The organism is Gemmatimonadota bacterium, from assembly GCA_026706345.1.
Lineage (GTDB): Bacteria > JAAXHH01 > JAAXHH01 > JAAXHH01 > JAAXHH01 > JAAXHH01.
In genome coordinates, this window is record JAPOYX010000065.1 from 1,733 (window position 1) to 2,358 (window position 626).

General features: G+C 63.7%; 1 protein-coding gene. It reads left to right on the forward strand.

The features are described from left to right. Positions 1 to 569, forward strand: a 569-nt coding sequence (pyrF, locus tag OXG98_05540; GenBank protein MCY3771465.1) for an orotidine-5'-phosphate decarboxylase, incomplete at its 5' end; no start/stop codon positions are given. Between the last annotated feature and the right edge of the window lie 57 nt (positions 570 to 626).

Below are 626 nucleotides of genomic sequence, written 5' to 3' on the forward strand. Positions count from 1 at the left end.
CCAAGGGCGGGGCGGTCTTTCTCGACCTCAAATTCCACGACATTCCCCAGACCGTGGCTTCCGCCTCAGTGGAAGCCGCCCGTCTGGGTGTAAAGATGTTCACCCTGCACGCCTCCGGCGGTACCGATATGTTGCGGCAGGCCCACCGGGCAGTCCGCACCGTGTGTCGCGCCGAACAGCTCACCCGCCCAACCCTGCTGGCGGTCACCGTGCTGACGAGTCTGGGCCGGGACGACCTCAAGCAGGTCGGAGTCAGGGCTGGTCCGGCGGCGCAGGTCGTTCGGCTCGCCCGGCTTGCCCAGCAAGTGGGTATTGACGGTCTGGTGGCCTCTCCTCAAGAAATTGCCGCAATCCGTCGTGCCTGTGGAGACAAACTGACCCTGGTCATTCCAGGCGTTCGTCCGCAGGGCAGCACGACCGACGATCAGAAACGGGTTCTCACGCCGCACCAGGCCATGCAGGCCGGAGCAAATTATCTGGTTGTGGGCAGACCTATTCGGGATGCCACAGACCCGCGCCAGGCCGCCCGCGATATTGTTGCAGACATGACACGGGGGCTGAGCGGATGACCTCAAGCAGGTACACGCTCACGGCAATAGGACGAAGGGAAAGGAGGGGCATAAGGG